At 70.1% G+C, this 10053-nt stretch carries 10 protein-coding genes; 3 read left to right on the forward strand and 7 right to left on the reverse strand.

The window, feature by feature from the left end:
- Window positions 1–1200: hypothetical protein (locus AOK24_RS03190; RefSeq protein ID WP_055718513.1), on the reverse strand; the 1200-nt coding region annotated here is incomplete at its 3' end.
- 97 nt (window positions 1201–1297) lie between these two features.
- Here AOK24_RS03190 and AOK24_RS03195 point away from each other — a divergent pair.
- Window positions 1298–2500 (forward strand): cytochrome P450, encoded by a 1203-nt coding sequence (locus AOK24_RS03195; RefSeq protein WP_055718514.1) that lies wholly within the window; start codon window positions 1298–1300, stop codon window positions 2498–2500.
- A gap of 23 nt (window positions 2501–2523) precedes the next feature.
- Here the strand turns inward: AOK24_RS03195 and AOK24_RS03200 are convergent, their stop codons facing one another.
- Genes AOK24_RS03200 through AOK24_RS03210 form a run of 3 tightly spaced genes read right to left on the reverse strand, consistent with a single transcriptional unit; the run spans window position 2524 to window position 5294 of the window.
- Window positions 2524–2745: a hypothetical protein gene (locus AOK24_RS03200; protein WP_055718515.1), complete on the reverse strand. Its 222-nt coding sequence runs from the start codon at window positions 2743–2745 to the stop codon at window positions 2524–2526.
- A 54-nt stretch (window positions 2746–2799) separates the two neighbouring features.
- Window positions 2800–4368 (reverse strand): ABC transporter permease, encoded by a 1569-nt coding sequence (locus tag AOK24_RS03205; protein ID WP_055718516.1) that lies wholly within the window; start codon window positions 4366–4368, stop codon window positions 2800–2802.
- Window positions 4365–5294 carry an ABC transporter ATP-binding protein gene (locus AOK24_RS03210; protein ID WP_055718517.1) on the reverse strand — a complete coding sequence of 310 codons (930 nt, stop codon included), beginning with the start codon at window positions 5292–5294 and terminating at the stop codon, window positions 4365–4367. Before AOK24_RS03210 ends, AOK24_RS03205 begins: the two co-directional genes overlap by 4 nt.
- 91 nt (window positions 5295–5385) lie before the next feature.
- Here AOK24_RS03210 and AOK24_RS03215 point away from each other — a divergent pair, with 91 nt between their 5' ends.
- Window positions 5386–5901 carry a GbsR/MarR family transcriptional regulator gene (locus AOK24_RS03215; RefSeq protein ID WP_055718518.1) on the forward strand — a complete coding sequence of 172 codons (516 nt, stop codon included), beginning with the start codon at window positions 5386–5388 and terminating at the stop codon, window positions 5899–5901.
- Between the two features lie 16 nt (window positions 5902–5917).
- Here the strand turns inward: AOK24_RS03215 and AOK24_RS03220 are convergent, their stop codons facing one another.
- From AOK24_RS03220 to AOK24_RS03230, 3 genes are all read right to left on the reverse strand, one after another.
- Window positions 5918–7426, reverse strand: a complete 1509-nt coding sequence (locus tag AOK24_RS03220) for an APC family permease (protein WP_055718519.1) — start codon at window positions 7424–7426, stop codon at window positions 5918–5920.
- Window positions 7427–7545: 119 nt separating this feature from the next.
- Window positions 7546–7962 (reverse strand): DUF6086 family protein, encoded by a 417-nt coding sequence (locus AOK24_RS03225; protein ID WP_055718520.1) that lies wholly within the window; start codon window positions 7960–7962, stop codon window positions 7546–7548.
- Window positions 7963–8112: 150 nt separating this feature from the next.
- A complete protein-coding gene (locus tag AOK24_RS03230) occupies window positions 8113–9396 on the reverse strand; it encodes an adenylosuccinate synthase (RefSeq protein WP_055718521.1) in 1284 nt (427 codons plus the stop codon).
- A 219-nt stretch (window positions 9397–9615) separates the two neighbouring features.
- On the opposite strand from AOK24_RS03230, the gene AOK24_RS03235 reads away from it, so the two are divergent.
- The coding region (locus tag AOK24_RS03235) for a diacylglycerol kinase family protein (protein ID WP_276206814.1) at window positions 9616–10053 on the forward strand (438 nt) is incomplete at its 3' end.

The following is a 10053-nucleotide window of genomic DNA, read 5'->3' on the forward strand; positions in this document are numbered from 1 at the left end:
CCCCAGCACCTGCCGCCCCGCCGCCTGGCCCGACCCGGCTGTCACCGCCGGTGCCCCGCCGAGGAACATCGCCGCGTACGCGAGGGCGTCCGGCGCCAGGGAGCCGCTCAACTCCCGCACTGTGCGCTCAAGTTCGGGAGTCCAGTCGCCGTCGTACGGCGAGGGGAGCAGCCGCACCCACTCGTCATGCGTGACGCTCGGAGGGGACGCCCAGTTCGCCGCGTCCACCTGGAAGCGGCTGACCTGGACGGTCACCGGAAGGTTCGTGCAGCCAGTGTTCGCCAGCGCCCGCAGCCCCACGCGCCCCTTCGCGAACGTCGTGTCCGCCACGTCCACCGCCCAGCCGGACGGCTCCGCCGACGCGGTACGCCACGCCTTCACCCGGATGCGGTCACTCTCGCGACGTACCCGGACCGTCCAGTCCGTGTGCGCGGAGACCCCCGTCGCGAGATCGGCGGCGGGAGCCAGCGGGGTGACCACGTCCGCGACCTCCTTCTCGACCCGCAGCTGGACAACTCCCGTGCTGAGGAAGGAGAGCCGGGCCCGGTAGTGGTTGCGCGCGTCCTGGTAGCCGAAGGACAGCGCGTACGAACACGCCTGCCCGGCGGGCACCTTGTCGAGGCGGACGGTGGACCGCACGTCCACGTCGGCCACCTCCCCGTCCCGGAGACTGGCGTGCCGGCTGACGTTCTCCGTCGTGAGAGCTACGAGTCCTGTGCCCGGCGTCACCGAGAAGTCCGTGTCCACGGGCCCGGTCGTCGACCAGTTCCCCCCTCCGGGGGACGTACCCCAGTACGACCTGCTCCCCTCCGGGAGCGAGAGATCCGGCAGCGTCCGCTGGAAGTCGTCGACGAAAGCTCTCTTGTTCTCCAGGAACGTCCTCGGCGGCCCCTTCAGGACGACGGTCCGCGCACCCCGTGTCAGCACGGCCACCCGTCTCCCGCCCGCCGACACCTCGGTCCGCTCCGGCGTCCCGGGCAGCGCGGTCGCGGTGAGCGCGGCCCCGAAGGTCACCGGCGTGAAGTAGGAGGCGTCGAGCGCGGCGAAGCTCACCGAGGAACGCGGCGAGGCCAGTCCGAGGGGCACCGCCCCGGACGTACCAACAGCCTTTGCGGGGACGGTGGTTGAACCGACGAGCGGGACGGCGGCGGCGGTCGCGGCGAACGCGGTCAGCAGGCCGCGTCGGGTGGGTTCGGTCATACGGGACATGATCCCCGCCGGGAACCGTCGCGGAAAGTGATGACCGCGTACGGAAGAGCCCCTGGTCAGAGCCCGTTTTCCGGGCTAGCGTCCGGGCATGGCAGCCTTCGACCCCTGGGACCCGGCGTTCCTCGCCGACCCGTATCCCGCGTACGCCGACCTGCGTGAGCGGGGGCGCGTGATCCACTACGAGCGCACCGACCAGTGGCTCGTACCGCACCACGCGGACGTCTCGGCGCTGCTGCGGGACCGGCGGCTCGGACGCACCTACCTGCACCGGTACGAGCACGAGGACTTCGGCCGGACCTCGCCGCCCGCCGAGCACGAGCCGTTCCACACGCTCAACGACCACGGCATGCTGGACCTCGAACCGCCGGACCACACCCGCATCCGCCGGCTCGTCTCAAAAGCCTTCACCCCGCGCACGGTTGAGCAGCTCAAGCCGTATGTCACCAAGCTGGCGGGGGAGTTGGTCGACCAGCTCGTCGAGCGCGGTGGCGGAGACCTCCTCGCCGACGTCGCCGAACCGCTCCCCGTCGCCGTCATCGCCGAGATGCTGGGCATTCCCGAGGGCGACCGCGCGCCGCTGCGCCCCTGGTCGGCGGCCATCTGCGGGATGTACGAGCTGAACCCGTCCGAGGAGACGGCCGCGGAGGCCGTCCGCGCCTCCGTCGAATTCTCCGACTACCTGCGGGAGTTGATCGCCGAGCGGCGCAACTCGCCCGGCGACGACCTGATGTCGGGCCTCATCGCCGCCCACGACGAGGGCGACCGCCTCACCGAGCAGGAGATGATCTCCACCGCCGTCCTGCTCCTCAACGCCGGCCACGAGGCGACCGTCAACGCCACGGTGAACGGCTGGAACGCCCTCTTCGACAACCCCGGCCAGCTGGCCGAGTTGAGAGCGGATCACTCCCTGATCCCGGGCGCGGTCGAGGAGTTGATGCGCTACGACACCCCGCTCCAGCTCTTCGAGCGCTGGGTGCTGGACGACATCGAGATCGACGGTGTCACCGTCCCGCGAGGCGCCGAGGTCGCGCTCCTCTTCGGTTCCGCGAACCACGACCCGGCCGTGTTCGACCACCCCGAGCGCCTCGACCTGCGCCGTACGGACAACCCGCACATCTCCTTCAGCGCCGGCATCCACTACTGCATCGGCGCCCCCCTGGCCCGCATCGAGCTGGTGGCGTCCCTGACGGCCCTGCTGGAGAAGGCGCCGGCACTGAGCCGGGTGCGCGAGCCCCGCCGCAAACCCAACTTCGTCATCAGGGGGCTGGAGGGGTTGGACGTCGAGGTCTAGCGGGAGGGGCTGGACGTCGAGGTCTAGCGCTTCCTTCGCCTCAACAGCGTTGCCCACAACAGGAGTCCGGAGGCCGTCCCACCCAGGACGGCCAGCGGGAGTTCGGCGTACACGACGCTCCAGTCGGACATCGCCTCGAACCGGTGGAACCGGCCACGGGCGCCGACCGACCACAGCGCGAGCCCGGACCCCGCTCCACCGACCGCCAGCAGACACCCCGCCGCGTCCCGCCCGTTGCCCTTCATGGAAACCAGGACGCGCCCAACTCGCCCCGAGTTCCCGGCAGAAGAGCGGACCGGTCAGGTCACCAGATCACGGCGGCGCAGCCCCGCGAGCCCTCCGGCCGTCAACACCCCGGCCAGCGCCAGCAGTACGCCTACCGGCCCCCAACTCATCGCACCGCCGGGCAACTTGGGCAGGTGCCCGAACGGGGAGAGATCCAGCATCAGTTGGGGAACGTCGAGGGCCGGCCCCACCCACCCGATGAGCAGTGCGACCCCGGCTACACCCCAACTCGCCATCGCCAGCCGGGGAGTTGCCCCGACCAGCAGCACCGCGAGCCCGCCGATCACCCACACACCGGCGAGCTGCACCAGGCACGCCCCCAGGATCGGCCCGAGCCGCTGCCCGTACCCGGCGCCGAATCCCAGCCCCGCGAGCAGCATGAGGACGGCGGACCCGCCGAAGGCGATCAGCAGATGACCGGCGGCCCACCGCACCCGGCCCACGGCGTTCGCGAGCACCGACTCGGCCCGCCCGGACGTCTCTTCACCGTGCAGCCGCAGCACCGAGGCGACGACGTACAGCGCGGCGACGAGCCCCACGAGTCCGGTCATCGACGCGAGGAAGGCGTCGGTGAGGCCGGACTGCCCGCCCATCCGCTCGAAGATCTCCCGCGTCCGCTCGTTGTCCCCTACGAGATCGGCGACCCCGTCGGTGAGACCGCCGAACACCACACCGGTGAGGAAGAACCCGAGCCCCCAGCCGAAGAGGCTCCCGCGATGCAGCCGCCAGGCCAGGGCCAGGGCGGTGCCGAGGCCGCCGACGGCGGGCCCGGGGCGCGTCGGCAGGAAGCTCATGCCCACGTCGCGCCGCCCCGCCAGGACGTAGGCGAGCACACCCTGGAGGGTCGCGGCCACCGCGAACAGCCCCAGCACCCACCAGCGTTCACCGGCGAACGGCCGCAGATTCTCCAGCCAGCCCAACAGCGAGACCCAGGTCAGAAGTGACGAACCGTCAGTAGTGGCCGAATCCCCGGCCGCCCGCAGCACGTACGCGAGACCGATCGCGGCAGCGGCCAACCCCCGTGCCAGACGGGCGCTTTCCGTCAGTTGGGCGACGACGGCGGTGAGCGTCGCGAACACCATCCCGACGCCCGCGAGACCGAGCCCGAACGCCAGCGCGCCCGATGCGCCCTGCCCGGCGAGGCCGGCCGTCACGAGCAGTCCGAGCCCGCCGCTCGCGACGGCCGACGCCAGCAGAGCCGCCGTGAGCGAGGCCCGCCGGCCCACCGCCCCGGCAGAGACGAGCTCCTGCCTGCCGGTCTCCTCCTCCTCGCGGGTGTGACGGACGACGACCAGGAGAGCGGCGGTCGCCGCGAGGGCGCCCGCGAAGACGCCGACGCGCCAGGCGGTGAGGGCGCCGAGGGAGTCGCCGAAGAGCGGGCCGATCAGCGACCGGAAGGAGGAGTTCGTCTCCAACTGGACCCGCAGATGGTCACGTTCGGCCTGCGTGGCGTACAGGTTCTTCAGCGTGTTCGGCATCGACAGGACGACCAGGGCGTTGACGGCCACCCAGAGCGGGATCAGCAGCCGGTCGCGGCGGAGCGCGAACCGCAGAAGTGTCCTGGTTCCGGCGAGAGTTGTCATCGGACGCCCGCCTCCTGCCGCTGGTAGTGGCGCAGGAACAGCTCCTCCAGCGTGGGCGGGGTCGAGGTCAGCGAGCGCACGCCGGACTCGTTCAACAACCTGAGTACGGCGTCGAGTTCGCCGGTCTCCACCTGGAGGCGGACCCGGGCGCCCTGGACGTCGAGGTCGTGGACGCCGGGCAGGGCCGCCAACGCGCCGGGCGGGGCGGCTAGTTCGGCCCTGATGCTGGTGCGGGTGAGGTGGCGCAGTTCGGCGAGGGAACCGCTCTCTACGGTCCGGCCCTGCCGGATGATGCTCACGCGGTCGCACAACTCCTCGACCTCGCTGAGGATGTGGGAGGAGAGCAGCACCGTCCGGCCGCGTCCGCGCTCCTCGCGCACGCAGTCGCGGAACACCTCCTCCATCAGGGGGTCGAGCCCTGAGGTCGGTTCGTCGAGGATGAGCAGGTCCACGTCCGAGGCGAACGCGGCGACCAGGGCGACCTTCTGCCGGTTGCCCTTGGAGTAGGTGCGGCCCTTCTTCGTCGGGTCGAGTTCGAAGCGGTCGATCAGGTCGGCGCGGCGGCGCGGGTCGAGGCGTCCGCCGCGCAGCCGCCCGTACAGGTCGATGACCTCGCCGCCGGAGAGGTTGCGCCACAGGGTGACGTCGCCGGGGACGTACGCGATACGGCGGTGGACCTCCACCGCGTCCTGCCACGGGTCGTGGCCGAGGATGCGGGCGGTGCCGGAGTCGGCGCGCAGCAGGCCGAGCAGGACGCGGATGGCGGTGGACTTGCCGGCGCCGTTCGGGCCCAGGAAGCCGTGCACCTCGCCGGTCTCCACCCTGAGGTGGAGGCCGTCCAGGGCGTGGGTGCGGCCGAAGGACTTGTGCAGGGCGGAGACCTCGATGGCGGGGCCGGGCGCGGTGGCGGTGATTGCCGTCGTCATGCTTCAGAATGTACGCTTCTTTCAGAAATTTGTGAAGTTAGCGAAATCTCGGAAACCACGGAAACCTCGGAAGCCCCGATAGGGTGGGAACATGGATGAAGCAGCAGGTGAGCGCGACCCCGCCGCCGTCTCCAGGTTCGTCGAGTCCTTCGCGGCCCAGCTCCTCGAAGCCGGGATGCAGCGCATGCCGGCCCGGATCTTCGCCGCGCTCCTCTCCTCCGACTCGGGCGTCCTCACCGCCGCCGAACTCGGCGAGCAGCTCCAGGTCAGCCCGGCGGCGGTGTCCGGCGGGGTGCGCTACCTCGCGCAGCAGCACATGGTCACGCGCGAGCGGGAGCCCGGCTCGCGGCGGGAGCGGTACCGGGTGCACAGCAACCAGTGGTACGAGGCGCTCACCAACCGCGAGTCCGTCATCCGCAGGTGGGAGGTGTCGCTGCGGGAGGGGGTGGACAGCCTCGGCGAGACCACCCCGGCGGGGCGCCGGCTGGCCGAGACGCTGGCGTTCTTCGAGTTCGTCGACGGGGAGATCGCGGACATGATGGAGCGGTGGCGGATCCACCGGGACGAGAGGTTCGGCAACGCCTCGGAGGTGGCGGCGGGTTACTGAGACCGGTTACTGGCGGTCAGCGTTCCTTCGTCTCCTCCAACACCGTCCGGCCCAGCAGCGCGTACCGCTCGGGCGAGCGCCGCTTCAGGAACTGCGCGTAACCGATGCCCCCGAGCGCGACGCACGCCACCAGCCACGGCGTCGCCCTCAGCAGCAGCGAGTCCGACTCCGGCCCCGCCGCCACCCCCATGTTGGACACCAGGAGTACGACGACCGCGAGCATCGCCACGCCCCCGACGACCGGCGCGGTGAACGTCCGGAACCAGTGCCGGCTCTCGGGGTGGTGGGAGCGGAAGTAGACGAGGACGGCGAACGAGCAGACCGCCTGGACGACGAGGATCGCCATCGTGCCGAGGATGGCGAGCAGCACGTACGTACCGGTGTACGGGTCCTTCCCGGCCAGCCAGAACGCGCCGATGAGGGCGGCGGAGACGGCGGTCTGGACGAGGCCGGCGATGTGCGGGGAGCCGTGCCGGGGGTGGGTACGGCCCGTAGTCCTCTGGAGGTAGGGAACTACACCCTCGCGGCTGAGGGCGTACACGTAGCGCGCCGCGCAGTTGTGGAAGGCCATACCGCAGGCCAGCGAGCCGGTGATCATCAGCCACTGCATGACGACGACGGCCCAGTGGCCGACGTACCGCTCGGTGGGGTCGAAGAACAGGGCGAGCGGATCGGCGGTCGCGATCCTCACCGCGTCGCCCTCGCCGACGCCGCTGATCGCCATCCACGAGACGAAGACGTAGAAGACGCCAACTCCCAGCACGCTCACCATCGTTGCCTTCGGGATGATCCGTTTCGGGTCGCGGGACTCCTCCCCGTACATCGCCGTCGACTCGAAGCCGACCCACGACCAGAACGCGAAGAAGAGGCCGAGCCCGGCCGAGGTGCCCTGGAAGGCGTTCACGGGGTTCACGGGGTCGAGCGAGAGGCCGTCGGGGCCGCCGCCGTGCAGCAGGACGGAGACGGCCATCGCGGCGAGGACGGTCACCTCGGTCGCCAGCAGCACGACGAGCAGCTTCTCCGCGACGGACACCCCGAACCAGGTCCCCATCGCGTTGACCGCCAGCATCAGCACCGCGAACGCCCACCACGGGACGTGAACTCCCGTCTGATCCTTGAGAGTCGACGTCGCGAACGAGGAGAAGATGCCGATCAGCGCCGGCTCGAACACGACGTACGCGAACGTCGCGAGGAGGCCCGAGGCGAGGCCGACGGTCCGGCCGAGGCCGTACGAGATGAACCCGTAGAACGCGCCCGTCGACGTGATGTGCCGCGCCATCGCCGTGAACCCGACGGAAAAGATTCCCAGTACGACCATTGCGACGAGGTAGCTCGCGGGGGCGCCGACGCCGTTGCCTGACGACACGATGAACGGCACGTTCCCCGTCATCGCGGTGATCGGCGCGGCCGTCGCGACGGCCATGAACACCACGCCCAACAACCCCACAGCATTGGGTTTCAGCCGGTGCACCGGCTCCGACCCGCCCGTCCCCGTCGCCGGTGCGACTCCCTCGTCCACTGCCATGGGGTGCCCCTCTCCCTGCCGGTAGCTGTGTCCGCTGTATCGGCTCTCGGAGGAGAATGCTGTAGTCCGAATGAGTCGGGCAAGAGCCGTGCGACGTTAAATATGCGTCAACCAGACCTTTAGGCAGACATCCGCCACCGCAGGAACTCGGCCCGTTCCAGGAGCCGTTGGGCACGCGCCCGGTCGTCGAGCAGCGGAACCTGCACGTCCGTACGGCCGTTGAGGCCGTGGGACGGCTCCGGCACGGTCACGTCGACGCCCGCCCGCCCGGCGAGCGCGACGACCGTGGCGACGAACCCCTCGGACAGCGCGTCGATGATGGAGTGCGAGGTGCGTGCGTGCCGATCGAGCAGCGCGCGGACGAACGCGCCGAACAGTGTCACGTCGATCGCGCACTCGTCGTCGGTCATCTCCCCGAACCCCGAGGGAATCCCCAACTTGCTCTCGTACAGCCGTACATGGGCGAGGAACAGCCGCGAGGCCCCGTTCGACGGATTCCACAGGCTCTCGCCGTCGATCTCGAAATACTGACTCATACCGCACCCCGCAGAAAACGCTTCCGGCACCGAACGGCGTGCTGCGTACGAGGAGTTCGGCGCGGCGCGCACCGGCGTTTTCCGGCGCCGGAGCGTACGCCGAGGCCGGCCCTCCGTGGGGGAGAGCCGGCCTCGTGTCGAACTGTCGTGTCAGATGAAGGAGTTGATCTCGATCGTCTCGTCCCGGCCCGGGCCCACGCCGATCGCGGAGATCGGGGCGCCGGACATGTCCTCCAGCGCCTTCACGTACGCCTGCGCGTTCTTCGGGAGGTCGGCGAAGGTCTTGGCCTTCGTGATGTCCTCCGACCAGCCGGGCAGGGTCTCGTAGATGGGCTTCGCGTGGTGGAAGTCCGACTGGGAGTAGGGGAGTTCCTCGACGCGCTTGCCGTCGATCTCGTACGCGACGCAGACCGGGATCTGCTCCCAGCCGGTGAGGACGTCGAGCTTGGTGAGGAAGAAGTCGGTGAGGCCGTTGACGCGCGTCGCGTACCGCGCGATCACCGCGTCGAACCAGCCGCAGCGCCGGTCGCGGCCGGTGGTCACGCCCCGCTCGCCGCCGATGCGGCGCAGTGCCTCGCCGTCCGCGTCGAACAGCTCGGTCGGGAACGGACCGGCACCCACCCGGGTGGTGTAAGCCTTGAGGATGCCGATGACCCGGCTGATCTTCGTCGGCCCCACACCCGCACCGGTGCAGGCGCCGCCCGCGGTCGGGTTGGACGAGGTGACGAAGGGGTACGTGCCGTGGTCGATGTCCAGCAGCGTGCCCTGGCCGCCCTCGAAGAGGACCACCTTGTCGTCCTCCAGGGCCTGGTTCAGCACCAGGACCGTGTCGGCGACGTACGGCGCCAGCTTGTCGGCGTACGCCAGAAGTTCCTCAACCACCTGAGCTACCGAGATAGCTCTCCGGTTGTACAACTTGGTGAGGATCTGGTTCTTGACGTCGAGCGCCGCCTCGACCTTCTGCGTCAGGATCGACTCGTCGTACAGGTCCTGCACCCGGATCCCCACGCGGTTGATCTTGTCCGCGTACGTCGGGCCGATGCCGCGACCGGTCGTACCGATCTTCCGCTTGCCGAGGAAGCGTTCCGTCACCTTGTCGACGGTGACGTTGTACGGCGTGATGATGTGAGCGTTGCCGCTGATCAGGAGCTTGGACGTGTCGACGCCGCGCTCGTTCAGACCGCTCAGCTCGGAGAGCAGGACCGACGGGTCGACGACGACGCCGTTGCCGATGACCGGCGTACAGCCGGGGGAGAGGATTCCGGAAGGGAGGAGGTGCAGGGCGTACTTCTGATCGCCCACGACCACCGTGTGGCCGGCGTTGTTACCACCCTGGTAACGGACCACGTAGTCGACGGAGCCGCCGAGCAGGTCCGTCGCCTTTCCCTTGCCTTCGTCACCCCACTGAGCACCGAGCAGCACAAGTGCGGGCACGCGCGTACACCCCTTCCGGGCGGGGCAGACCCAAGGTCAGGGGCGTACGCGGCACGGCCTTGTGCCTCGTACCCCGACGACCGCACTGCGGCCGCCGGCAGCCGTCGTACGGCCGTACCCGTCGGACCCGGATGCCCCGGAATAGACGAAGCCCCTGGCGCAATAGCGCAAGGGGCTCTTGCACAAAGATGCTACCCGAGGAAGCGAGGCAGGACCGAGGTGGCGACTTTCGCGACTTCCGATTTCGCGGCGTCCGATCAACTGCTGGTGGTCATCGACCCGGTGGCCCGGAAGACCGACGGCGAATCCGTGCGCATCGTGAAAGATGTCCTGAGCGCCGGGGCGGCGACGAAGGTCTGCCTTCCCGACGATCATGAGGAATTCGCCCGCGCGCTGGTGCGCAGGGGGTCCCGTAGACCTGTGGTGGTAGGGGACGACCTGGCTCTCGTGCGTGCGGTGTCCCTGCTGCACCGGCGCCGGGAGCTGGACGCGTGCGTACTGTCCGTCGTACCGGTGGGGGGTGCGGTGGCCGTCGCGCGGGCGCTCGGGGTACCGACCGACACCGTCGCCGCGGCGCGGGCCGTCCTCGACGGGGTGGAGCGGCGGGTGGACGTGCTGGTGGACGAGAGCGACGGGGTGGTGCTGGGGGTCCTGCGG

Origin of the sequence: Streptomyces niveiscabiei, assembly GCF_001419795.1 — a bacterium.
GTDB classification, from domain to species: Bacteria; Actinomycetota; Actinomycetes; order Streptomycetales; family Streptomycetaceae; genus Streptomyces; species Streptomyces niveiscabiei.